We start from the raw sequence: 25,442 nt of genomic DNA, 5'->3' as shown, positions 1-25,442 counted from the left end.
CTTTGGAGAACAAAGGTTACCCCTCGGACTGGGTGAGCCAGGAATTGATACTCGAAATCCAGCGCGAAACCGAAAGCTTTAGTCTCGGTGGCAAGGTGCTCGAACGCGGCCAGCAGCTAAAGGTACAGATGGACTTTTCGATTACGGGTCGTGGGATGGCTTTTAAGGAAATGCATGTGCAACTGTCCAATAGCAATTTTGCAGGGCTGGGTTTGAGCGGGCTGGGAAAGGATTATGCGGGTATGGCGGCTTTCAGTGGCAGGGTGAGTTTTTCGGAGTGCGTGGACCGGTCGTCGTTACTGGACAGTTTACTAAAGGAACTGGATCAGGCGCGTAAGGCTCAGGGTGAGCCGATGGAATTAAATCAATATAAAAACGAATACATCATGAATAAAAATTCTTTGGAAAATTTTAGGATCGAGGCCAAGGCGCTGAAGATTCCTGAAGGCATGATTAAGGCTGCTGAAGGCCTGATGGAAAAAGGGGTTGATAAGATTGAGCTTTTTGGACAGCTGGAGGCTGATCGCGGTAAGCTGGACCTGACGGTGCTTATGAAAAAGTCGGGTCAGTCCGAGTATTATTACCTGAACCGTTTTGAGTTGGCTAAGAGCAACGCCAGGCCGCTGGAAAAGGAAGGACACCAGTATTTGGTCTCTGGGCCCGATGAAAATGGCGAGCTGAAGACCAAGCGTTTTGATAGCGCTATACAGGCGATGGATTTCTTTAAGGCACAGAAGACGGATTTTGAACTCGCTACGGGTAAGTTTTCGGATAAGGATATCGCGTTCCGGGATGTGCTGGCGACGATGAAGGATGGTAAAATAGATTATGTACAAAAGGAATTTCGCACGACCTTTTATTCACCGGTGATTCGAAATGCGCATTATGTGGATCGCGGTAAAGGGTTTTCCGTAGAGCAGGCGGCCAATATGCTGCAGGGCCGCGCGGTGTTTAGGGAGAATATGGTGAGCCGGGCCGGGGAAGAGTATAAGGCCTGGAGCCAGTATCAGTTTGACCAGCCGAAGGACCGTTATGGGAATTATACGATGAAGCAGTATGGGGAGGGTTATGGATTTGATTTGAAGAAAGAGCTCTCGGCCTATCCAATTAAAGAGCTGGATAAAAAGGAATCGCTGGAGAAATTGGTGAGCGAAATGCAGAACGGAAATAAGCCAGTGGTGACTTTAGTGTCGCCGGTTTCAGGCGAAGAGCTGAAGTTGCGTGTGGAAGCGGTTCCTAGGTATACCAACCTGAATTTCTTTGAGCTGGGTGGAAAGCCGCTGAAGCGTGAGGAGCTGCAGAAAGATCAGGGCCAGTCGCAATCGCTGATGGAAGAGAAAGGAAAGAATAAGGGAAAATCGCAGCAGCAGGACAACGGGCTGAACATGTAGCGTTGTCATTGGTGTTCTTGGTGCTTTGTATTGTTTTTCATGTTTTAGGCGTTTAATTGGGATAATACCTATTTTAAATACCTAAATATTAAATGATGAATGCACTGAAAAAAATCAAGGAAGTAATTGCTGCAACGGAAAAGGATGCCGAAAATTTCTATGCTAAAGGAAACAAGGCCGCGGGGACGCGACTGAGGAAAGCCTATCAGGAGATCAAAAACCTGGCGAGCGAAGGCCGCGCGGAAGTGCAGGCGGCAAAGAACGAGGGAAAGTAAGTATTGACCCGACCGAGTCCGGTTTTTAACTGGGCTCGGTCGGATTATGAAATTTGCAAAATTTAAGGTTCAGAACCTCGCAGCTGATGGTTTGCCTCTTGGCTTAATGCTCAGTCGTTTCTAGGAGTAACTATGAATGGGCAATCAGCCGCCTAAAGGTTATGCTAATCCGCTGGTTGGTATTTTTAGGATCTGCTAAAATTGCATGTAACCAATCATGCTGCAGCTCTGCTGACATATGCAGAAAGGAGTTTGGTTTCATGATAAAATCTATGATTTCTCCGGTGTTCTTATTTTTAAAGCGCATGGTTCTTGAATCACCTAAGGATAGGATGGTTATCCCGGTAAGTGGTGCTAAGATATCGGTCCGGTCTGAATGGAACCCCATCGCTGATGCGCCGGAATCATAGAAATTAATAAGGCAATTGTTGGGTCTATAGCCAACTATTGGCAAAATATCTTCTATTACTTTATCGATAAAACTGGGAAAATCCAAGGTACTGTAGGCTAATCCGGAATAATCGTAGGGCATTCCAAAGGACGCCGTCTTCCTGGACCGGATGCGGCAATCCCATTCCACTTCACTTTTCGTTTTAGAAAAAAGATTTTCATAAAACCCTCCCCGTGCCTCAAAAACTGAAATACCTATTGGAATGTTTTGATTCATTTTCGAGTTTTAGTATATTGTGCGAAACAAATTTAAATATAATAACCTTAAATTAATGCCTCGCAAAGATATTAACGGAAATGATTTCGCACATCATTCCGATTTCCCTGTAAACCCGCAAGTCAGAAACATCGAGTTCGCTGCCGGTAAAGCTTTTTTTGGTAAACGGGAGTTTCCTAACTGTTTTTTAACAGACATCACAATTCCGCAAGTTGATCATTTTATGCAGCACCCTGCTGATTATGAATTGCAGGACTGTCATTACTTAGATGAACGCTGTGATTACCTTACCGTTCAAACCAACGGTCGAACTTTTGATAATGTTATTTTTTGTAATCCAATAATGATAGGCTTCAGGGGTAAGTTTGAGACGAAGTATTTTTTAGAAAAGGTACACGATTTGTTGGCCGATAATGGCACGGTTATCGTGCTTGGAAGCTCTACTAATGTCTGGAGTAAGTTTAGCAATCTTCAAAGGTATTATGGGAAGTTAAAAGAAGAAAATGACCTTGATTATGATTTCGAGTTTGAGTTGCAAGTCGTTGATGCAAATCATCCATATAGGCAGAACCATACATTTTACAGGTCAAATCTTTCAGACACGGCTGTACCTAACCAACTGATTCACATTAAAAAAGCATAACATGGAAAATATTGCATCAGTGAGTAATGCGCTTGATAACTTCGAGCTTTCCACGGACTATAGGGTCAAAAACTATGTGAAAAATTTCAATAGCCATGTGGATTTTTTGATTGAGACTACTTCTGAAATTAATAAGGCATCAATTGCAAAAGATAAGAAATTTACTTTCACAGATGCCATTTACTGGCAGTGTGAAGCCTCGATATTGGAAAATTTAGATGATGTAACTGATAGTGAGGTTTTAGGCAAACTTGATGATTTGGAGGACAAACTGTATTCAAAGTTAATTTCGAGCCTGGGTAAATTTTACCGAAATGGGGATAGAAGCTGGATTGACAAAATGCTGGACATGACTATTCAAAATACTTTATTAGGTTTGAAGTTTGAATATTTTTCTGCCAGTAATCGATACCGCAATCCATGGACAGAGGCTACAGATATACTTTTGGATAACAGGCTGATCTATACTTTTTCTGATGATGTCGATCATTTAAAAGACCTCGGACTCAAAATCAGTGATAAAGATAGCAATGAAATTGCCCGTAAGCTCGTTGGTGTTGCCGGTAAAGGAAATAAAAAGGATTTTGCAACGGGTTATTTCAGGGATCTCACCGCTTTGAGAAATATGCTTTATAATTTTCTAGAGTCGATCGCTGATAACAGCGCAAAGGCAATTAAGAAGGAGCTCATTGTCAAAGAAATAAGAGACATGGGGGTGAAACCTGAACAATTGACTGACAATAATATTCAAAGTTGGTTGATTGATCCTTTGAAGCAAACCAATAGAATCGGATCAAACAAGGACGGTTATTTTGTGATTAATACAGGTAGCGATTTAATTGCTTCTTATAATAGTCATTTCGAGAATTTCAAGGGATTTTACCGGACGTTGGAACGACACAAACGTTTGGCAGAAAAATTTGATGTTCCTATAGAGAAGTTGGATAGACACCATAAATTTGTTGGTGATCAGAATCTCAATGCAGAAGATCCTGAAGACAGTTTGTTTTAAATTAGTAAAGGGTTTGATTCCTTCAGAATTGGATAGTTAGCGTTATTAACTTTGCTTACTGATTTGGCAAAACAGCTACATTGGGTTTGAGGATTACCTTTGCCTGCTTACTAGCTTTAACCAAGCGTGGGCTCCGACTTAGTTTTATTTCATAGATAGCTGTGTTTTTTGGCTCAGCCGACTGGAGCTTAAAGCCATAATGTTCCATAAAGCCGTTGAGTTTTTCATCGCTGGATTTGAAAATTCGAATTTGTCTTTTGTCAAGGTAACAGGAATAATTTACCGCCACATTCATCAGCATTCGCGCAAGACCCAGGTGTTCATAGCTTGGACGGATGGCAAAATCGCTAATCCAGATGGTCTGTTTATCGTGCAGGTTCGGAAGGCTGCTATTTTGGTATGGCAGGGGCTGAACATGGTAATCCAGAAAACCACAGACTTCGTCCTCCAGCATGATCATAAATAGCGTTCCGCTGGTGAGCTTTTGCAGGATGGCTTTTTCATCCCAAAGGATCTTAGTAGGCCAATCGGTGTGATTCCTTAATTCCCTCAGGGTTTTTGTCAGTGCTTTGAGTAGGAATTTCTTGCCGTCATAAATGCGTATAGAAAATAATTTTTCGATTTTCATGTGATTGGAATTAAAAAAAGCATGGGCCCTCGCGGCGCATGCTTTACTAATCATTAACTATTAAACTAACCTATCCGCTAAGAATAGATAATTCTTTTTTGTTGGGTTTGAAGATAACGGCAGGAAGAACTACCAAACCTGCCGATGAAAATAAACCTCATCCGGAGTATCCACTCCTTTTGAACCTAACTAAACTAATATTATGGACGTTTTGCGTTTTATCTGTTATGTATTGAAGTGGCTTCCAGGCTGTCAATGGGCCGCGTGTGGTGGTACATCTGGTTTAAAAACAAGCCGTCGAGTACCGAACCGTTATTGGTCCGACAGATCAGGGAGATGAGCTGATGTTTTTTCAACTCAAGATTGTAAATTTCGCTCAGTGCTTTTGCCATCGCCGTCCTCATCAGCAGTTCGTAGGTCTTACCATGTTTACGCTGTCCGCAGGCGCTTAAATATAGGTTGAAACCTTGAACGGGATAACCGTTTTTTAGGAATTGTTGCGCAGTTTCTTCCATGGGCGAATACCAGCGGCCTTTTTCCCGTTTTTCATTGACCATGGCGCTGTAATGGCTTTGGTAAGCATCATTGTAAAACTGAAACTGCGAATCTGTTCTTGCAGAAATCGCCAGGTATATTTTATCTTCTGGTTCACTGCCCAGCACGTGTACCAGTCCTTCGGGGCTAAGCAAACTCCAGCCAGGTATTTGCAAGATATATGGGTTTTGCTCGAAGAGCTGATAAAAGATTCTTTTCAGGTTGTTCATCGTTTGGTTTAGTTTTGGCAATGGCCGACCCCTCTCGATCGGGCCGGCCTTACCTACTTAATTCAGCGGTTGCCCGCTTATTTGGATTTCTTCAAAGGTGCAACTTGGTGGGTTTAGTGCCTAGAAAAAATTGTGCTTTGGGAAAAAGGTCCGTTTTTGCAGGGTTTGATAAAATTATATTTTGCTTGACATTGCCTGTTGTTTTGACGGCTTCAAAAAGGGATTACCGGACTGCTCTTGTTCTGGCCGATGACGATTGAACTGTTGAGGTTGGCGATGTTGGGCAGTTTACCAAGTTTACGGAAGAGGAATTCGTTATAATGCTCCATGTTTTTGGTAACCACTTTCAATAGGAAGTCGGTACCGCCGGTAAGGTGGGCGCATTCCATGACCTCGGGCAATGCGCAGGCATTTGTGGCAAAGTCCTGCAAAGCTTCGATGGAATGGTCTGTGAGCTTGACGCTGATATAGCTCATCAGGCATTCGCGGAGTTTGGTATAATTGATTAAGGTAACGTAGGAATCGATGTAGCCCAGGCGCTCCAAACGCTTGACGCGCTCAAATATGGGGGTTTTGCTGCGATGCAGCTTTTTTCCCAAGTCATCGTAGGTGATGCGGGAATCGGTTTGTAGGATCTTGAGGATGGCGTAATCCAACTCGTCCAGGCAATAGTCTTCCATAACAACTGTTTAGCGTTTTAATTTTTGTGTACTAGATGTTATAGAGATTGAGGTAAAGATATTAATTTGTTTTTCAGATCTTAAAATTTTTGGGTAGTTTTTGAGTTGTTTTTTGTTTGTTTCAGAATTTAATTCGGTTTTGACGCGTAGTTTTGGTCGGATTTCCTGAAATGATAGCGATCATTTGTTTTGTTAGTAGCAGCCTTCATCTTTGCGCCGCGGATGAGGGAGAAAGGCACGGTAAATCTCTGCAAAAGCTGACCCGGTGTTTCTTTCCTGAAATCCGCGTTGGATCATCTCGCAAGGTATGGTGGATGTCATGCCCCATTTTTTTTAAAAGGTATGTAGAAGACCTTTTCTAGAAATAATTAGTTTGTGTTCCGGACCGGTCAGCTGCCGGTCCGTTTCTTTTTTATGCTTTCTTGGGTTGAACCTGCCGACCCTTTATCCGGGCTAAGTTTTAAAGTTCACCTATCCCCTCTTCTATTTTGACAATCGCGATCAGAAAGGAATGCCTTTCGCCTGGTCTGAAGCCAATGATGGCTATTTTTTTGTATGGGCATTGCCCGGTAATGGTGCGGCTGGAGACCAGGTAAGTTTGCGCCTCGGATTCGACGTTGATGGCCTGAGCCTCTTCCAGCCGGTAAATAAGGCTGGTATCGGGATCACTGAATTCTTCCATGCAGATGAGCCGGCAATTGGCACCAGGGTTGGTGGTGGGAATGACGCCATGCAGGTTGATTTTGTAGTGGTTTTTTTCCTGGTATAGCGTGGAGCGCCAATGACCGATGTTTTCTCGTTTGTTTTTCATGAGCAGCGTTGTTTGAGGTGAAAAGCATGAATGCCGGACATCCGCCCGGCACGCATCACTAATACCTATGAAAAATGAGTCAGGGTGTTTCGCAAAGATCCCTTTATCAAATGTTGGATTCTTTGAAGGCTTGATAAAGCAAAAGGATGCTTTTGGGAAATTGGTCTAAAAAAGAGGTAGCAGGCGAAACATAATTTGGATAAGTTTCAACTCCGGTCTAGTTTTAGCTGTTAAAAACGAGTGGTAAATATTCCATGGCGAACGGCGCTATGATCCAAAAGACTTCTTGATCTTTGAGCAGGGAAAAGCAAGGGTTGCGATCTATAATGCGGATCGCAACCCTTTGACATTTGTTAATTGATTTATATTTGCTCGTTTGCTGATGTGGCTTCCGAAGTGCTAGCCTGCTGTTTCCGGTTGATGGAAACATAATAATCTTTCGGGGTAACGGAATAGTTTTCACTGCCTATGAAATGCAGGGGATCTGCATTTTCGAAAAAGTTTTCAACCAGGGTAATCCTGCCCTGACCGACGAGGGCCAGCTCATATTTTTGCCAGCTCGCGCAGCCTTTTTCCACTTCTTTTCTGCTGATGATAAAAGTATTGCCGCTCATGGTTTTCACTTCGAGCATTTTCCATTCCTTGTCCGAATTTCGATATTCTATATCGTAGTGCAACGAATCATCGCGGTCGATGATATGGGAATTTCCTGAACGCCAGTGTACGTAGTCTTTTCCATATTTTTTGACCAGGTGGTCGAAAACGATCTGTTCGGAGCGCAAGCCTGCATTTCTTTTCGCTGCATCGCTATTTGGGTCGGCTAGCCAGCTTCGCCCGCCTCCTTGGTGGCTACCATTGCCATTATAAAACGAGCCAGCGGAAAAATCAGAGCCTTGGAGAATTTCCAGGTCATATTCCTGCGGATCGGCATCTTTGAGTATATCCTCATCCACTATCTCTTTCTGCGGAGCCATTTTCAGGATATTTTCTTCCATATCCGGGAAATAAAACAGGCTATGGATTTCGTCGGGTAAATTCCGTCCGTACTGCTCGTAGAGTTCAGGATACAAGTTTACCGGTTCTAAGCTTGCTATATCATTTAGGTTTTCAATCGTGTAGAAACGTAGGATGAATTCTTCGACCAAATGAGATAAGGGAAAATCGAAAGCATAGTCGTATTGAACTAATGCCGGAACGAGTGATTCTTTGAGGGAATTGTATCGCTGGATAAGATTTTTGTATTGCATCTTTTCTTGCATGCTCGCGATGGAAAGTTTCTGCCAGATGGCCTTGACTACGGTATGGCGTAAGTCTTTAAGCTGATTTTCTACCCGATCGAGATGGAGTTTCCGGAATCCCGTTCCCGAATCCAGTTGGGTGAGGATATCTTGTATGTTCAGATCGAGTTTGCTGCCTAAAAACTGCAAGAATTCATAGGTTTTTTGGTCCGCAAGGTTATCGAGCATCCCTGGCAAATAGCCAAAACCTTCACCTTCAAATAGCGTGGCGAGCAGTTCGCTGTTAACGCCGAGCTCCAGCAGGTTTTCCTCGACCACGATGGATTTCAAGCTGAATATCTTGTGCCAGAACTGCTGCTCGAAATCGGAAATACCCAGTAGGCTTTTCGCTTCTGCCCAGGTCGTGCTGCCCAGATCCTGATGGATGAGGTGCCTAGAATCGGCAATGTCGTTTTTGAAGAGCCTGCGAAATTCATTTTTTTGCTCGGTAACCTTGAAAAGGATACATAGGCTTTCGGCGAAGGCATCACAAAATTCTGGGTTTTGTTTAAGCCGGGCGAGCTCCGAGTGGTTATCGTCGGTCTTGAGGTAGAATTGGTTCCCGATATTGATCATGTTATTGGTCTCCAGTTCTACTTCCTGGCCATTGAAATCAAAGCGCCCGGAGGAGATCAGGTTGATCTTAAATTGCCTGATGAGGCCTGCTGCGGTCTTTTTATCATTGGTTGCATTGAGTTTTTCGATTCGGTAAGCCAGGATCATATCCCTGATTTGTTGCCAGTATACCTGAAAGCGCTGCTCGAGTGGATGGTAGACGAGGGTTTCTGGTAGAATGGATAAGGGAATATCTTTGAAATTACTGATATTGAACATTTTGGCAACCTTATCTTCGCCTGACCTTTTGGGCAGATCCAAAATTGCAAAATCCTTTAAGATGTGCTTTGGCAGTGCCTGGTTGTCTGAGTAATAAACCTTTCCCAGATCATAACCTTCTTGGGTGCCCTTTTTTGCAAAATAGGAAATGTATGGTCTTCCGGGCAGCTCGCCCTTGAAATCATCATACCACTTGAGTGCAAGTTTGTATAACCGCTGGGCGTATTTACCCTCCTTATCGTTAGATTTTGATGAACTTAGCAACTGGAATACCTTCTCTGCCTTAAGGTCCTCGAAGCGCTCTACGGCACCAAGCTTGATCAAGGTGGCATCGATTTCTGGCTTGCTTAAGCCATAAGTGGTAAATAAGGCGTGCTTGTAATCAAGTGGGTTTGGATTGACGCTGGGAATGCCATAGGTTTCAATGATATAGTCCTTCAGCTTTCCGGACTCGGTAAATTGGTTGTGTATGTAGCTTCTTAATCCCTGGAGGTATACCGATTTATTGTTCTTGGTCGCTATTGTCTCCTGCGCACTTGAGCGGAGAGATTGCTGTACCCGATCGCATTTGATGGCCCATAGCAGCAGCTGCTCTAGGGTCAGGTTGCGTTGCAAGGCATCGAAACCTTTGATCTGGATGTCTTTGATCTTGAGTTTACTACCTGACTGAAAGTCATCCCTGTTTGCCTCGACCTGACGGTAATAGTTATCTCCACTCGAAAATTCGGTTTCGATAGGTTCTGTGATACTCAAATCGTTCACGCCCATCCAGCTGAAAAAGTCCTGTACCAGGTTAATGTTCAGCTCGCCATCGCCAAAAGGTTTTAGCTGATAGTCTGATAGCGGGGCAAGGTAATAATGCTCGGCGAGATGATCTGCATAAACGTCCCATACAAGGGTTCCCTTGGGATAGCCGGAAGAAAACAGCAGCGTACTGGAAGCGGTAACGGTCTGGGCCTTATTGAGTAAAGGGACCGGTTGGCCATACTTACCACTTTTGGGCGAGGTGCTGAAATTCGACCAAAGTGCGCGGACCATTTCCAAAACGATCTCTTTTTTCTCTTCACGGGTACGGTATTGCATTAGGCTGTTTGCCCTGGAGATAATGCGCTCGGTGATCTGATTGGAGTCATATGGTTGGAGGTTGACTACCTGTTTAACTTCATTCTGCAGTTCCCTTGGGGTAGCGGGCAGGCCACGTTTGGAAAAGTGTTCGCTCAAAAGGTGATATAGCTGGGTATCCATGAAGTAGATTTCCAGGAAATCCGGTAGCTCGAATACCGCACCATCAGCAAGTATGGGCGTATAACAGGTGTGTTCTGTAGAAATCGGGGTACCGTCCGAATCCACCAGTAAACGGTACTGCTGTTTGTGGTTACTGAACTCATAAGCGCATAACATACCGATCAAGGTCGCCCGGTCTGAGATGTTCAGGTTTTTTCCCAGCGCGTTTATACCCCTGGCAAATTCCGCGTCTGTATATTTCTGGGCTGAAAAAAGAGCGGAGGATACCTTATCGTCGAAGGGTAAAAGCAGTTCGGGGAAATGGTCCAGGCCGATTCGCTGAATAAATTGGGTAAATTGATTCCCATAAAAGCGCGTTTGGTTCAGCAGGCGCATCTTACCATCGATGGTCGGGAATATCCGTGAGCGATCCCGGGCGGATTTCAAGGCCTGATAAAACGTTTTCACCTCCGGATTATCTGAATTTTCATTCATCGGACTGAGCAGGCGGTAAGGGTTCCATTTATGCACGCCGCTGGTCATGTCCTCGGCAATGGATATTAGCAAATCTTTAAGTTTGTCCAGTAACAGTGTGTTTTTGGTGCTCTTGACGATGGCGTTTCTGGAGGGATCCAGTTCGAAGGTTGCATGGACTACGCATGGCAATGGAAAGGATACCAGTGTGGGAAAGAATGAAAATAATATTCCGATATCATCAGAAAGTTGTTCGTTTACCGCGACTTTGATCGAATAATACTCGTCCTCGTTCTGATCGCCCTGCTGTTTTTCGTCCTCGTATTTCCCTTCGTCTTTATAGATATTCCAGCTTCTTTCATTAATGGTAATTTGGTCAAATCGTTCACCTTCCTGTTTTTGCTTAACAAAAAGCTTTTCGCCAGATTCGCAGCCTTTGATATGCAGCTTTTCAATGTGGTTTAAAAACAGCAGGCACTCCGATTGGATTACTTCAAGTTGTTCTTTGATGTCTTGCAGGTAGGCTCCATCATAGGTGATGCGAATGGAAGTCGCCCATTTATCTTCCGATTCGCTGGAATCGGCGATTTCTGGAATGGCAAGTATCGCAAAGGGAATGGTCGTCTCGCGGTACTTCCAACCCGTCCTGAGTTCGGTCCATTGCGCTGTGGTCAAGGGTAGCTCATGGTAGTGCCGGGCTGCAATCTCGGGTGAGAAACGCAAGGTACATCCGTTGGTGATCACCTCAACCATCTTTGCCCAGTTCAATATTGAGCGAAACCCAAGACCCTTATTGCCAATAAAGCTCTTTTTGGTTTTTTTGCTCGCTCCTGCGAGCATCAGTGACTGTACGCCATCTTTACTGAAGGCCTCACCAGTATTGGAGATGGTGATTTGGTGAAGATCGGTATCAAGGTTGATTTCTACTTGCGTTGCACCAGCATCGTCGGCGTTTTGCAAAAGTTCTAGGATTTGTCTGCCATTGTAAGCGCTGATTAATCCTTTTTCATTATCGTAATCCGCGGTAATTCTACTGGGCATCAGCGCGTAAGTTTCCCTGGATATCTTGATCAGCTCAAGGATATCCTGTTTGAAGTTTTGAGTCATTAATTCAGAAATTTATATCCATGCTAATTTAGGATAATCTTTGAAATTTGTGAGTACCTTTTTCAGGTAAACCCACTTACCACTTCAATCCATAATGAGGCAGAATAAATCACACTCTTGAATCGCAAGGAGTGTATCCTGTTATAGTTGCGCGTACTGCGTTTCTTAAGTACCTGGTTATGTTGTCGAAAGACATTTCAGCGCATCATTGCCAGATTAGAATGTGCAAAAAAAAGTTTTTGTAAGATTGTTCCTTTGGAACTTTAAATGTAGATTTATCCACATTTAGTGCAGATTAATATGAGTGAAAGAGCAATAAACCGTTTGAAAGCGGTGCTGGCTGAACAGGGTAAAACCAATAAATGGCTGGCATTGGCCCTGGGTAAAAATGAAACGACCATTTCGAGGTGGTGTACCAACGAAGTCCAGCCTTCGATGGACAGTCTGGTTGCTATTGCCCAGCTTTTGCAAATTGATGTTCGCGATCTCATTAACCCTACTAAATAATGGCAGCCTCTAACTTTTTTACCAATCAGGACGAGAACACCCTTTACAGAAAATTTGTAGGTGTGTTCACGCATATGAGAAACATTGAATATTTCAAGTCGGTGATCGGTTATTTCCGGGCTTCGGGCTATTTTGCCATCCGCCCGTATTTTCCAGATGATTTAAAAGTTAAAATCATTGCTGGTATCAATGTTGACCCTTTTATCGCACTTGCACAAAAGCAGGGGCTGTTGTTTAATGTGAATGCAAAGGACATCAAGGAAAGTTTCGCACAGAGTGTACAGCAGGATATTACCAAGGCCGGCTATTCAAAGGTTATCGAGGCCGGGATTCTACAATTGATCGAGGATATCGCTTCTGGACGGATTGAAATCAGGGCCCATAAGTCGAAAAAACTTCATTCCAAGTTTTATATTTTTCTTTCTGCGAATTTCAATGAACACAATCCAAACGGTACGGTAATCATGGGTTCATCCAACCTATCCGCCCAAGGGTTGGGTCTGGAAGATGTACAGCATAATTATGAGATGAACATCCAGTTGGGCGATTATCCCAATATCAAATACGCAGATGATCAGTTCGAAATCTTATGGGATCAGAGCACAACTATCCTGCCGGTGGATGCTCCCTCATTGATTAAGAAAACCTATCTGGAGGTCAATCCTACGCCCTTTGAGCTATATGTTAAATTTTTAATCGAATTCTTTGGCAAAAATATCGAGTACGATCCGGATAGCATCAGTGACATTCCATTGGGCAAGTTTAGAAAGCTCAGTTACCAGGTCGATGCAGTCAATCAGGGCTATGAGCTGTTGCTGAAATATAATGGGTTCTTTTTAGCGGACGTAGTTGGAACAGGTAAAACGGTGATGGCCGCTTTACTGGCGAAAAAATTCATCATTAACAATGGTCCAAAGACCAGAATTTTGATCGTTTATCCGCCAACGCTTGAAAAGAACTGGAAGAGCACTTTCAAGGAATTCAGGATTGATGACAAATGTCATTTCATCGCCAATGGTAGTTTAGGCAAAATCGTCGACGGTGACCATAATTATAGTGACAAAGAACGTTACGATCTGATATTGGTCGATGAGGCGCACAAATTCCGCAACCACAGAAGCCAGCAGTTCCAAAACCTGCAGATTATCTGTAAAAGCGGCAGGGAACATATTGGAAATATAGAGAGCTTTGAGAAAAAGGTCGTTTTGATTTCCGCAACGCCCCTGAACAATAAGCCAGAGGATATTTATTACCTGATTTCGCTGTTCCAGAATGTTAGAAACAGTGGTTTGAGCATTCCCAATCTGCAGAAATATTTCTATCCACACATTTTAAGGTACAAAGCCCTGGTTCAGCAGACGCCATTGGATCTGGCCGCCATACAGGAGATTTTCAACGACATCAGGGACAAGGTGATTAAGGATATTACCATTCGCAGGACGCGTACCGATTTGAAAAATAATGAGCGATATGCTGCTGACCTAAAGGCACAGGGCATTGTCTTTCCCAAGGTAGCAGACCCCTATGCCAATGTGTATGAACTGTCCCACGAACTTGCGGAGCTTTTTATCGATACCGCAAACGCGATCATTGATAGTGAACGGATTGGGTTTTTCCGCTACCAGGCAATAGCATTCTTGACCGATGAGGCGAATGCTGGAACTTATCAAAATGCGGAAACCATCTCCCGTTCGCTTGCATTTATCATGCAAACCCAGTTGATCAAGAGACTGGAAAGCAGTTTTTATGCCTTTAAAAAATCTTTGAACAAGATTACCGAATCAACCGCTCAAATGATTGACATGTATGATCGGGATGCGATCTTCATCGCTCCTGACCTGGATATTTCCAAATTTTTGAACGAAGGGATGAGCGATGAGGAAATCGAAATCGAAATTTTAAAAATCGACGATCAGAAGCCCAAAAACCGGAAATTTAAGCAATCAGACTTTGATCCGGATTTTATCATTGGACTTCGAAACGATTATGAAAATCTACTGGCCTTAAATCAAAAATGGCAATCGATCCCACAGAACGATGATCCCAAGTGGAATGTATTTATCGATTTGCTCCACAGTCAATATTTCGACGGTAGTAAAAATGAGCTGGGCAAGCTGGTTATCTTTACCGAAAGCGCGGATACCTTGCATTATTTAACCCAGCGATTGACGCAGGAAACCAGTTATAAAGTACTGAGCATTACCTCTGAAAACAGGAATAAGAACTTTGAGACCATACGGGAGAATTTCGATGCGAATTTTGAGGGCAAATTTAAAAATGACTTTGACATCATTTTAACCACCGACGTTCTTGCCGAGGGAATCAACCTACATCGGGCGAATGTTATTGTCAACTATGATACGCCATGGAATCCAACCAAGCTGATTCAGCGCCTTGGGCGTATCAACAGGATCGGCTCTAAGGCGCAGTCGATTTACAATTATAACTTCTACCCTTCTGAACAGGGTGATAACCGGATAAATCTTCGGCAAAAATCACTGGCAAAGTTACAGAGTAGCCATAGCACCTTCGGGGAGGATAATAAGATCTATACACTGGACGAAATTATCGATCAGTTCAAGATGTTTGAAGAAAAGGAAGAAGATCTGGACATCCGAACGCAGCATCTGGAATGGTTGAGAAAATTTAAGGAACAAAATGAGGCCAGTTTTCTGGCGATCAAGAAAATGCCATCAAAGGTTCGATGTGTAAGGGCATGTGTGGAAAGCCAGCAAAGTATCGCTTTTGTGAAAAACGGGGGTTATAAAAATATTTATCTGCATGCAGGTCATAAGTCTTACCCTGTTCCTTTTGAGACCGCGGTAAAGATTTTCGAAGCTGCCCCATCGGAGCCGGGCATATTGCCTATTCCAGAGGTTCATTATGAGCAGATTAATCACATCATCAGTCAGTTTGAAAGGGACATCACCACGCCTGAAATGGTAGGCGGGCGAGACGAAAAAATGGATGTCAGAACGCAAACGGCAATCGTGAGGCTGGGTAACTGGCTTTCGGACACGCTCACGAGCGAGGATGCCCGTCAGGCGGCCGTTAATTTATTGCCGTTATTGAAAAACGGCACCTATGCTAACCTGACCAATGAGGTATATAAGCTTAGGAACGAGGCCCAGGTGAGAAAACTTGAGGACGAACTCATCAAGTTGTCAAAAAAATATACCACAAAAATCAAGCGGTCGGCACTTAACGATGCCTCGCCGCTGGAGCCTCAAATTATTATTTCAGAAACTTTTGCTTAAATAAAGGACTTAAAATGACCATAACCCAAATACGACAACTCCTTGAAAGTCCATATCATCAAAAGGAATGGAAGTTTTTTCTGCAGACGCACTTTACCAATGGTAAGTTGTACGGCGATGCGCACGAAATTGAACTGAGCACGAACAATATTGCCAAAAAATGCTATTCGCTGGGTAATTATGAAATTGATGATTATACCAAAATTGGTATTTTCGAGGTTCAGGTTAAAGACAATATCAAACTGGCTCGAAACCGTGTCGGGCTGCGAAATGTCGTGGAGCAGATCACCAGGCAGGTTGCCGGAGCGATGGTTGTCTTTGTACAGGAGGATAAATGGCGCTTTAGCTACATCAGTAAACGTAAAGTTTTAAACACCGCTACGAATCTAATAGAAGATAAACAGACCAACGCGCGCCGGTATACCTATCTTTTTGGAAAAGGTGAAAAGGCGCTGACAGCGGCACAAAGGTTTGATAAGCTGATCCAAAAGCAACAGGGCAATCTCTACCAGTTCCTGGACCTTCGGGATTTTGAAGAGGCATTTTCGGTGGAAAAACTCAGCAAGGATTTCTTTAAATATTACAAGGAGATTTATGAGGACTTTGTGGAGTTTTTAACCGGAAAGCGTTATGCCAAAAAGGGGAACAGGTATGTTGAGCAGCGCGTGGGCGAAGCGAACTGGCAGCTGACGCATTTTTTTGAACAGGACGATAAACAGGCTCGCGATTTCTGTAAACGCATGATGGGCCGAATAGTTTTTCTATACTTTGTCCAGAAAAAAGGCTGGTTGGCAGTTCCCAAAGACAAAACCTGGGGACAAGGAAATCCGGATTATTTGTATAATTTATTTCAGCATTCAAAACACCAGGACGACTTTTACTATCAGGAGCTGGTGCCCCTGTTTTTTAATTCATTAAATAATTCTGATTCGGAGAATCCGGCCAGAGACAGGCGATATCCTTACCTGAACGGTGGATTGTTCGATCCGGCGCAGGACAGTGCGTTCAACAAATTACAGTTACCGGAGCATATCTTCCAAAAATTGTTCGAACGCTTCAATGAATTTAACTTTACCATCTATGAGGACGCTCCTGATGAACATACCGTAGCGGTTGACCCGGAAATGCTTGGTCACATTTTTGAGAACCTGCTGGAGGATAACAAGGCCAAAGGTGCTTTCTATACGCCAAAGGAAATCGTGCACTATATGTGCCGGGAGAGTTTGAGCAATTATATCTATGCTTATGCCAAAAAGGAGAACGATGAGCAGTTTAAAGCGAAGTTAAATCAGTATTTCGAGGACTATGATGTGAAAAAGCTCTCCAACGAGGAGATCAAGAATATTGACCGGGCCTTGGAAGACGTGAAGATATGCGATCCCGCCATCGGTTCGGGGGCCTTTCCAATGGGTTTATTGCATGAGATTTATAACTTAAAGATTCCAATTGAGGACAATAAGGGATTTAAAGCAAAAAGCCCGGCAGTATTGAAAAAACACATTATTGAAGAGAGTATCTACGGGGTGGATATCGATGCTGGAGCGGTCGACATTTCCAGGTTAAGGTTTTGGCTGAGCCTGATCGTGGATGAGGAAAGTCCGCAACCTTTACCGAACCTGAACTTCAAAATCGTGTGCGCGAACAGTTTGATCCCGCTTGGCGACATCACTGGTTTCGATATGGATGAGCGTGCTGCAGAAGCGAGAAATGACCTAGAGGCGCTGCGAAATGAGTTCTTTAATACCAGTAGTGAGGAAAAGCTGAAGCTGGAAAGAAAGTTTAAGAAAATTCAAACGGAACTGCTCGGTCTGCGCGAACTGGCGACGAGTGAAAACTATGACATCTACACCAAACTCTATGAGTTTAACCCTTTTGACGATAATAGCTGTTCCTGGTTTGATCCCTGGTGGATGTTTGGGGTGAACAATTCCTTTGATATTGTGATAGGCAATCCACCATATGGTGCGAAGTTAGATAGTGACCATAAAAAACTTTTTAAAGATTTGTACAGTGACGTGCATATGCGCACGCCAGATACCTTTAATTATTTCATCTCTAAATCCTTTAGGTTATTGAAGGATGGCGGGGTGCTGTCGTTCATCGTGCCCAATAATTTGCTTTTTCAGGGAGAGAACAGCAAGACGAGGGATTTGTTGATTAATAAAAACCAGCTTAGAAGGGTCATCAATTTAGGGGACAATACTTTTGAGAGTGCGGATGTACCCACATGTATTTTCGTAGCCACCCGCACTGACGGCAAGGATTACCAGATCAGCTATAGCGACAACAGAAAAGAGAATATACATAGGATCGATTTTTTTGATACGCAAAAGGAAATTTCCTCCTTTGAGGTCAATATGATTCCAGATTTAGTAATAGGCATTGGTGGATCACAAATCAAAATCATAAAGGATATTGACGAAAAAAGCTTTAAAATCGATGATATAGCTTTAGAAGTTGCCAGCGGAATAAGCACTGGTGGAGATAAAATCTTCCGGATTAGTGAAAGTTTTATGCTATCAGAAAATTTAGAACATGAATTACTGCGTCCCGTGCTGGTTGGGGCGGAAATCGATAAATACTCGATCAAAGATACCCAATACCAAGTCATCTATACAGCTCGTGACACGAAGATTGATAATTATCCCAACATAAAGCAATATCTTACAGAATTTAAAGATAAACTTGAAAACAGAAGTGAGGCACGTAGTGGCGTAATGCCATGGTTCAGTTTAAATAGACAACGTTATCCTTTGCTGTTCGAAGAGACCAAAATTATTATGCGCCAAACCTCTGACAGTATCAGGGCTACAATAGATAATTCTGGTTTTTATTGTTTGGATAGTATCCTTGTTTTTAAAATTGAGCCACGGGCAGAGGTATCCTACAGATATGCGCTGCTAATGCTTAATAGTAAATTAAATCATTTGGTCTATAAAAATCTCACTCAGGAAGAAGGTCGGGTATTTGCTCAAGTGAAACCTCAGAATGTGCGAAAATTGTACATTCCAAAAATAACGCTTGATGAGCAAAAAATCTTTAACATACTATGTGATTACCTTATGTTTCTAAATAATCCTGAAAGTGACCAGGTCTCTATGAGCACCGATAACAAAGCTGTGGCCCATTACCTTCAGCAAGTTATTGATGCTAGTATAGTCGAATTAATCTATGGTTCGGAAATGACCAGCCAAAATGTTAATATATTGAAATATGTAACCAAAGACCTTGGCAGTTTCGAAGGTCCTGTTTCTGGCGAGAACATCGGTAAGGTCTTTAATCTCTGGAGCATGCCGGAGAGCGAGGTCAGAAACCGATTGAAAATCATAAGTCTAATGTGCCCGGATACCGCGGGCAAAATCCTAAATCCGAGTGAAGAAGATTAACAGCATCAAATTCAAGAATTTTAAGGCGTTTTATCAGGAACAGACCATTCAGCTGGATGGCAAAAACCTATTGGTCTATGGTGAAAATGGAAGCGGAAAATCCTCAATATTTTGGGGTCTGTATACCTTCCTGCAAAGTACAACGAAAGAACAGCCAGATATTTTCAAGTATTTTGTTGATTTCGACGATGCTAATCCGGTTAGCTATGATAGTCTGAAAAATATTTTCGCTACTGCTGCTGAGGATGCTTATATCGAACTCTCCACGAAGGATACCGTTTCAGGAAGCATCACGGTTGACAAGATAGATGCGCATGCCACCTCTACCGATAAGGCTAAAAATAATCTATTGATCTCAAAGGCCAATGCGTCTAGCGATTTTATCAATTATAAGTTGCTGCATAACTTTTACAATGTTACCCATAAACAGGAAATCAATTTATGGCAGGTGTTCCTGCGTGACATTTTTCCGTTATTCAGAAATAATGAAGCGGAAAAATATTATGCGGAACGCATCGCCGAAATCACTGCCGATGTACCCAGAGCAAGTGGAAATAGGATATCGTCCATTGGATCGCGGCCGCAGGTTGAATTTAACGATAAGATAACCGTATTAAACAATGAGATACAGATTTTCTTAAGTCAAATTGAACAAAATGCAAATCAGTTTTTGAGAAATCATTTTTATGACGGAACTGATGCGATGAGACTGCAGTTGATTTATACTGTCAAAATTGATTATGATACAATACGGAATAAAAAAACTGATGGTTATCAAATCGGTCTCTTGCTGGAGCTTAAGGATGAAATCAGTGGTACCTGGAAGCAGGTTAAAAGGCCCCACTCCTTTCTAAATGAGGCCCAGCTGACGCGTGTAGCCATTGCCGTTCGGATTGGAGCCTTGCAGACCAGGCTTCAAAACACCGATTACCAGGTACTTTGTCTAGATGATATGTTGATCAGTCTGGATATGGGTAACCGGGACAAGGTCATCCAGACATTCTTAAATACCGGTAGAAAGCCTGAACTTGAATTTTTTGATAAATTTCAGAAACTGATCTTCACCCATGATAAGGCCTTTTATAACCTCTGTAAACAACGGATCCGTTTAAACCTCAATGAGCAGGATTGGCATTTCAAGGAAATATACCTCGACACGGACAAGACACCGCACAGACCTTATATCGATAACGGGACTGATTATTTTCAAAGGGCGGAAAAACATATGAAGGCCTTTGATTACCCAGCCTCTGCGAATGCCTTGCGTCAGGGATTGGAGAATTTGGTCTTCGAATCATTGCCTAACTATTTAAGGTTGACCAAAGAGCGTAAGGGCGAGGAAATTACCGTACCCAAACAGTTTAATGATCTGCTCGAAGGCCTGAAAACACTTCATAAAGTATTTGGTGTCGATGTGGCCGCCATTAATGATCTTTTTGTGTATAAAGACACGCTGTTGAACCCGTTATCTCATAATAATCTTGATACCCCAGTCTACCGAGAGGAGCTTCAAAGAGTTTTAAAGACAATCCCATCTTTGAAAATCCTTGAACTCACCGTGCTGAAAGAGCTTGGGTCTGGGCAAACTATGATTAAATTTGTGGATACCAAGCAGGATACTGGCGAGGTAATCACCTACCACATTGAATTAAAGGAAAACCTGCTTCAATACACCTTATTAGATGGAGATAAATATTTGAGTCGAAGCAGGATTTTTGTGCATAAATTAGTTAGTTCCAATGGTACGGAAATGGTGAGGAACAAAGAATATAAATCACTGAAAGAGTATTCGGCGAAAATCGCGCATTATCTTGGAACCGCTTATGCATCTGACAATGATATTTTGGCTAAAATCATTTTTGTTTAATTTCACCTGAAACGAATTGCCGAATAGCAGTGGGCTCCTTTCGGATTCAAATTAGAAAATGGGCTTCAAGAAAGGTGGTATTTTCATATTTTGGAACTTGGTTCTATTTTAGGGGGCTTTGCCAATTTAATTTGGCATTTGCAGCATTCTGGAATAAAAAATGGCAATGCAAAGTGCACTGCCATTCTCGCTACTTCTTTAACCGCGGTAAACTGCAGATTATTTTATATTTTTTTGAAGTTTCTGCTTGAGCAGATTATTTGAAAAAATTATTTTTTTGAAGTGTTTCTGTTGAATTGCCTCATAATCGTATTCGACTGCTGAATCAAGGGCCTTGAGATAATTCAAGAGTCTTTTGGATATCGATAGTTTGTATTTCTGAGCATAGTAAAAGCTATTTACAACGCACAATCCGTAATTCGCATTATTTTTATCGACGTAGTCAAGTTCTCTTGACGCTAAAAATTCCAAAAAAGGTGAAGTGAAGTAGAAAGCTTTTTCATTGATGCAAAATAACACCGCAGAAAAATTAAAAAAAACCGTAGCGGGAATTGTTTTCTCCAATTGAAAGTCCAGTTCTTTCTGCTTTCTTTGCCGAAAAGCCCAGGTATCTTTCATGAACCACAGGTCAAGTGGCCCGGAATCAAATTGGATTTTGTACCCACCAAAACTATTCTGTGTAACTGTTTTGGTTGGAAAGCTCTTGTAGACATCGATTTCATCAGCCAAGACCACATCTACATCTCTATATTCCAGGCTGGCCAAAAAATAATTCCGAATCAATCCACTGAATAGATATACCTTGGTCTGTTCCTGGATGATTTCTAGTGCTACCTTGATTTCATTACTCAATACTTCATCCAGGTATGTAAAAAAATCCGCCGAACAGGCCTCAACGATTGCAGCTATTTTAGATAATTTTTTGTCCACTGATTTTTTGATAATGATCGAGCGCGAATTGGTCCGTCATCCCACTAATATAGTCAACAATTACCCTAAACTTAAAATAATTTGTGAGCTCATCGAAACTAGCTACTTCGTTTTCTAGCAAACAGGCTCGTATAATACTATGGGAAATCATGCCCTGTGCCTTGACGCGGTATTTCTCTTCATCGTGGAATAGGTAAGTGATATAATGGTCAAGCAAACCGCTCAGGACGGAATTTCCCGTAATTTCGAGGGAAATAATTTCTCTGTTTGACACAATGTTATCAATGAAGAATTGTTTCAATTTTGCCGCCAAATCGTTTCCCTTTTCGAAGATCAGTTCATCATTATAGCTTCCCTGATAGATTTCCTGCTGGTGTCGGAGAAAATTATCCGTTGCTATGTTCACCAGTATGGAGATGATCTTTATCCTAAAGTTGACCATCTTGGTGATTTCGAATTCGGCGCCAGGATATTTGTCATCAAGCTCAAGTACAAATTCCCTGATGCAGTCGACCTGTTGAAAGTAGTCTTTTATGTCGCGGAATTTGTACCAGCCTTTATTGAACCCATCTTCAATATCCATTATCAAATAGCAAATGGAGTCTGCTGCTTCCATCAGAAAAGCAAGTGGGTGTCTCAAAAATTCACCTCCCTTAACTAATTTGCACGCTGCAGCAATTTTTTCAAAGTAGTTCTTCTCGGATTGAAACACGCCCCGTTTATGATTTTTTAATTTGCTTTTATTGGGTTCGCCATCATTGGGGTATTTTATGTAGGATGCCAAGGTGGCGTACGTGAGGTTTAGTCCGTACGGGTCATGCAACACCTGAAGTTTGGTCAGAATACGCAAACCCTGTGCGTTGCCATCAAAATATTCAAAGTCTTCCTGCTCCGCTTTGCTCAGTCCAAACGTTCCGCTTTGTTTGAAGAATTTTTTAAAATAGCTTTTAATGACCGTTTCACCAAAGTGACCGAAAGGCGGGTTTCCGATATCGTGTACGAGGCAGGAACTTTGAAGGATAATAGGTATGATCCTTTCCAGAACGGGCTTTTCAAAGCCGGTTGAGGATATAAAACTGTCATCTTTCAGGATATTCATTCCCAGAGAGTAGCCTATGGCCATTACTTCCATCGAATGGGTTAGCCTGGAATGGATGTTGTCGTCGGCAGTCAAGGGAAAGACTTGCGTTTTGTCGTGCATTCTCCTGAGTGCAGGGCTAAACAATACCCTGCCATAATCACTTTCAAATTCATTCCTGAAATCGACCGGACGAGTAGAGGCCCGAAGGCGCTCTGGATTTAAAAAAGAGTTCCAATTCATATTTAAGCGTTAATGTTGATATCCATTAGGATGGTTTGGGCAGTATTGCCAAAGCTATAGTAGCATTTTTTTAAGGGAGTATGCAGTAAATTCTTTAGTTTTTGATAATTCTCAAACCTTAATTCACCGCTTTCGATTATCCCGATAGACTCACTTCTGAACTGGTCGAGGCAGGTGACGAGAAGATTTTTGGCGATGTCTTTGGAAAAGAGTAAGTCACAACTCAGCGCATAGTTAACCAGGTCAATATCGAGGTGACTGATTTTAAATTCTCTTTGATAGTCGTTAAAGAAGTTGGTCTCCTCTTGATTATTGATCAGCGATAAGGTTGAATTTGACTGGATAAAGGGCCCGGCACCGTGACGGGTATGGTAAGCTCTGGTCACGTAAAAAATTTCTATCTCGACCAAGTTGTCATCAAAATTTCTTCGGATGATCTCCATTGCATTTTGTGAGGTGGTATTGCTTTTGGTAATGTGTGGTTTAAATCCGAATTGTTGATCGAGCATTATTCCCTGCGCCCCCTCAAAAATCAGATGGTCCCATTTATGGGTGCGATGGACATGCTCTTCGGTGGTAAGCATCACGGTTCCTTGATCAATCAAGGTCTTGATATTTAAAACATATTCGTGAAAGCGCTCATCTTCGCGCTCATGATCAAAGTCATCGAAATCAAACTGGGTTTCCAGATTGATCTTCGATTTGTAAAAAGCTCGGATCAAAGCCAATTTTGAGGTTAGCAGATGCTGATCAAAGAGCTCAAAAGTGAAGAATTGAAGGTCGGTATGGGTTTGTCTATCGATGGTTGCGCCAAATCCAGCGCCACAGGATCCATGTCGCTTCTCACCCCTGCTGGTTTCGATTGCCCGGTTATAGAGTACTTCATAGTGTGTGGTCACTGGGGAATTTCGGTCCAGGAAGAATTTAACCGAGCAATCTAGGCTTTGATACTCCTCCCAGAAATACGCAGGACTAAAACTGCAAAAAGAAGACCAGTAGGTTGGAACGCCACGCATGGTTCCGGATCCAAAGTTGGAGAAAACGTGGCGCTTTCCATTGCTAAGTACCACATTGTGTCCCGCCTGCTGTCCGCCATTAAAACGAATCACCAAGGTATTTTCTGCATCTTGGCATAAAAAATCCGTACACAATCCCTTTCCCTCGTCTCCAAAACCCAGTCCGAGAACGATACTTGCCCTGGTTCGCTTCATCATCTCACCAGGAAGCTTTATAGATTGCAGTCGATAAATCGGTTGTGATCTCGCAATCCGTTCCACTTAACATCGCCATATCTTCCATTGAAACGCTTTCCGCAAACACGACCACTTTTTTTCCAAGTGATTTTGCATAGCCAATTTCAAAAAATGTCCCCGCATCTAGCCCATGTACAATGGCAAATAAAACATCGGCCTGTTTTATTCCTTCGATATCCTGCTCTACCATGGATTTATCTATCCCCAAGCCTACATCATGTAGGGGTGAAAACACGTCATTTCCGAAATCCAATAGGAGTCGTCGAACCTCATTGACCACCCAGCGTTCGCCTATCGAAAAGAAAGGGCCAGCGAGATAAATCTTTTTTGTTCCATGATGCTCAAGTGGATTTAGATCAGGAATTTGTTTAGATAAAATGCTGCTTTTAGTTTGGCAATAAAAGGCGGTATATCGCGAGGCCCAGTCTGCGGCGGCGGCTGGTGAATCCTTTTCAACCGCCCATCTCCAGGCAAAGACGGCAGAAAAGATATCTCCGGAGCCAATCGGCCAAACGGATGAAGTTTCATAGACTGGAATATTGGTGGCCTTTCCATGTTCGACCACGAGCGCCCCGTTTGAACCATTTTTAATGACGATAACTTCCGCATTTTCCTTATTAAGCAGCAACTTCCCCATTTCGAGTAAGTCATCCGTATGGGCTTCTTCGGAAAAGTAGGATGCTTCTTTCTTATTTAAGATGATTGCCAGATGATTTGCCGTGGAACCCGTGCCAGCAAAATTTTTCCAGTTCTGTGGATCATAAACAATGTAGTCTCCATGGACTTGGAACGTTGCTTCGTTCATGCCATAGTATAAAAAATTTCCTTTCTCTTTGACCAGATACACCTGCATGCTCATCTCAAGATCAGGATATGCAAAAGGCCTTGAAAGCGGGTGATCATAATTAAATGCAATTGTTTCATTAATCTGATGCACCTGGGAAGTCAAGTTTAGGGTTTCACATATTGACTGCAGGGATGGCTGGTAATCCGCTCCGCAACAGGTTAAGAAATGCATGCCCTTTACCAGTTCACTTAATGCAAAAACTGCTCGAAGACCCGAACCATAAAGCTCGTGAAAATATGGCTCCCTACAATTTTCGATGTAGCAACCACCAACAATATTCAGCATAA

Annotated in this window: 18 protein-coding genes; 8 read left to right on the top strand and 10 right to left on the bottom strand. The window is 42.7% G+C overall.

Features of this window, described 5'->3' with window-relative positions; all coding sequences use genetic code 11:
* Positions 1 to 2: 2 nt before the first annotated feature.
* A complete protein-coding gene (locus tag DF947_RS01475; RefSeq protein WP_240615299.1) occupies positions 3 to 1,391 on the top strand; it encodes a hypothetical protein in 1,389 nt (462 codons plus the stop codon).
* Positions 1,392 to 1,486: 95 nt separating this feature from the next.
* Positions 1,487 to 1,666, top strand: a complete 180-nt coding sequence (locus DF947_RS01470) for a histone H1 (protein ID WP_109927910.1) — start codon at positions 1,487 to 1,489, stop codon at positions 1,664 to 1,666.
* Between the two features lie 130 nt (positions 1,667 to 1,796).
* Here the strand turns inward: DF947_RS01470 and DF947_RS01465 are convergent, their stop codons facing one another.
* Positions 1,797 to 2,333 carry an alpha-ketoglutarate-dependent dioxygenase AlkB gene (locus DF947_RS01465; RefSeq protein WP_109927909.1) on the bottom strand — a complete coding sequence of 179 codons (537 nt, stop codon included), beginning with the start codon at positions 2,331 to 2,333 and terminating at the stop codon, positions 1,797 to 1,799.
* Positions 2,334 to 2,388: 55 nt separating this feature from the next.
* Here DF947_RS01465 and DF947_RS01460 point away from each other — a divergent pair, with 55 nt between their 5' ends.
* On the top strand, positions 2,389 to 2,976 hold the full coding sequence (locus tag DF947_RS01460) for a hypothetical protein (protein WP_109927908.1): 588 nt from the start codon (positions 2,389 to 2,391) through the stop codon (positions 2,974 to 2,976).
* 1 nt (position 2,977) lies between these two features.
* Positions 2,978 to 3,988, top strand: a complete 1,011-nt coding sequence (locus DF947_RS01455) for a hypothetical protein (protein ID WP_109927907.1) — start codon at positions 2,978 to 2,980, stop codon at positions 3,986 to 3,988.
* Positions 3,989 to 4,043: 55 nt separating this feature from the next.
* On the opposite strand, the gene DF947_RS01450 is transcribed toward DF947_RS01455, so the two are convergent.
* From DF947_RS01450 to DF947_RS01430, 5 genes are all read right to left on the bottom strand, one after another.
* Entirely contained in the window at positions 4,044 to 4,616 is a 573-nt protein-coding gene (locus DF947_RS01450) for a GNAT family N-acetyltransferase (RefSeq protein ID WP_158526206.1), read from the bottom strand.
* A gap of 218 nt (positions 4,617 to 4,834) precedes the next feature.
* Positions 4,835 to 5,380, bottom strand: a complete 546-nt coding sequence (locus DF947_RS01445; protein ID WP_109927905.1) for a galactokinase — start codon at positions 5,378 to 5,380, stop codon at positions 4,835 to 4,837.
* A 212-nt stretch (positions 5,381 to 5,592) separates the two neighbouring features.
* The gene (locus DF947_RS01440; protein WP_109927904.1) at positions 5,593 to 6,060 is read right to left on the bottom strand and encodes an Lrp/AsnC family transcriptional regulator; all 468 of its coding nucleotides are present in this window, start codon (positions 6,058 to 6,060) and stop codon (positions 5,593 to 5,595) included.
* A gap of 460 nt (positions 6,061 to 6,520) precedes the next feature.
* Positions 6,521 to 6,871, bottom strand: coding sequence for a hypothetical protein (locus DF947_RS22100; protein ID WP_146202862.1), 351 nt, complete (start codon positions 6,869 to 6,871; stop codon positions 6,521 to 6,523).
* 362 nt (positions 6,872 to 7,233) lie between these two features.
* Positions 7,234 to 11,787: a sacsin N-terminal ATP-binding-like domain-containing protein gene (locus DF947_RS01430; protein WP_109927902.1), complete on the bottom strand. Its 4,554-nt coding sequence runs from the start codon at positions 11,785 to 11,787 to the stop codon at positions 7,234 to 7,236.
* A gap of 300 nt (positions 11,788 to 12,087) precedes the next feature.
* Here DF947_RS01430 and DF947_RS01425 point away from each other — a divergent pair, with 300 nt between their 5' ends.
* The 4 genes from DF947_RS01425 (at position 12,088) to DF947_RS01410 (ending at position 20,804) form a co-directional block, all read left to right on the top strand.
* Positions 12,088 to 12,294, top strand: coding sequence for a helix-turn-helix transcriptional regulator (locus DF947_RS01425; protein WP_109927901.1), 207 nt, complete (start codon positions 12,088 to 12,090; stop codon positions 12,292 to 12,294).
* Positions 12,294 to 15,551 carry a helicase-related protein gene (locus DF947_RS01420; RefSeq protein ID WP_109927900.1) on the top strand — a complete coding sequence of 1,086 codons (3,258 nt, stop codon included), beginning with the start codon at positions 12,294 to 12,296 and terminating at the stop codon, positions 15,549 to 15,551. Before DF947_RS01425 ends, DF947_RS01420 begins: the two co-directional genes overlap by 1 nt.
* Before the next feature lie 107 nt (positions 15,552 to 15,658).
* Positions 15,659 to 18,937, top strand: coding sequence for an Eco57I restriction-modification methylase domain-containing protein (locus DF947_RS01415; protein ID WP_158526205.1), 3,279 nt, complete (start codon positions 15,659 to 15,661; stop codon positions 18,935 to 18,937).
* Positions 18,924 to 20,804 carry an AAA family ATPase gene (locus DF947_RS01410; protein ID WP_158526204.1) on the top strand — a complete coding sequence of 627 codons (1,881 nt, stop codon included), beginning with the start codon at positions 18,924 to 18,926 and terminating at the stop codon, positions 20,802 to 20,804. Before DF947_RS01415 ends, DF947_RS01410 begins: the two co-directional genes overlap by 14 nt.
* A 219-nt stretch (positions 20,805 to 21,023) precedes the next feature.
* On the opposite strand, the gene DF947_RS01405 is transcribed toward DF947_RS01410, so the two are convergent.
* The 4 genes from DF947_RS01405 to DF947_RS01390 are packed head-to-tail and all read right to left on the bottom strand — an operon-like array spanning position 21,024 to position 25,440.
* A complete protein-coding gene (locus tag DF947_RS01405) occupies positions 21,024 to 21,734 on the bottom strand; it encodes a hypothetical protein (RefSeq protein WP_109927897.1) in 711 nt (236 codons plus the stop codon).
* Positions 21,715 to 23,055 (bottom strand): dGTP triphosphohydrolase, encoded by a 1,341-nt coding sequence (dgt, locus tag DF947_RS01400; RefSeq protein ID WP_109927896.1) that lies wholly within the window; start codon positions 23,053 to 23,055, stop codon positions 21,715 to 21,717. The genes DF947_RS01405 and dgt overlap by 20 nt, the downstream gene beginning before the upstream one ends.
* Positions 23,056 to 23,057: 2 nt before the next feature.
* Positions 23,058 to 24,269 (bottom strand): adenylosuccinate synthetase, encoded by a 1,212-nt coding sequence (locus tag DF947_RS01395; RefSeq protein ID WP_109927895.1) that lies wholly within the window; start codon positions 24,267 to 24,269, stop codon positions 23,058 to 23,060.
* Position 24,270: 1 nt separating this feature from the next.
* Positions 24,271 to 25,440 carry a PfkB family carbohydrate kinase gene (locus tag DF947_RS01390; protein WP_109927894.1) on the bottom strand — a complete coding sequence of 390 codons (1,170 nt, stop codon included), beginning with the start codon at positions 25,438 to 25,440 and terminating at the stop codon, positions 24,271 to 24,273.
* Positions 25,441 to 25,442: the final 2 nt, after the last annotated feature.

The sequence above is a fragment of the Pedobacter paludis genome (genome assembly GCF_003173575.1).
Taxonomy (GTDB): domain Bacteria; phylum Bacteroidota; class Bacteroidia; order Sphingobacteriales; family Sphingobacteriaceae; genus Pedobacter; species Pedobacter paludis.
The sequence above is the reverse complement of the archived record's forward strand: the minus strand, read 5'-3'. Positions and strand labels throughout refer to the sequence as shown.